Below are 316 nucleotides of genomic sequence, written 5' to 3' on the forward strand. Positions count from 1 at the left end.
GGCTGACGCCGATTCCCGGATTCGGTCGCAACCTGAACCGCAACGCGTTGGCGTCGTTCATGCGGCACAAGTACATTCCGGCGCCGCAATCCATCTACGAAGGCATCGCCAAGCTGCCCCCGGGCACCTGGATCGAGTTCACCGCCGATGACACCCGCAGCCGCCGCATGCCCGAGCCCCGCGTGTACTGGTCGGCGCGGGAAGCGGCCGATACCGCGGCGCAATCGTTGCTGTCGTTCGACTCGGACGCGCAGGCGACCGATGCGCTGGAAGGCGTGCTGTCCAAGGCCGTGGGCGGCCAGATGCTGTCGGACGT

The 316-nt window shown here is 67.4% G+C and carries 1 pseudogene; it reads left to right on the forward strand.

The window, feature by feature from the left end:
* Nucleotides 1-316 (forward strand): annotated as a pseudogene (locus tag SB751_RS29160) (asparagine synthetase B); the annotation flags it as partial.

Source organism: Cupriavidus sp. SIMBA_020 (genome assembly GCF_046535395.1).
GTDB lineage: Bacteria > Pseudomonadota > Gammaproteobacteria > Burkholderiales > Burkholderiaceae > Cupriavidus > Cupriavidus campinensis.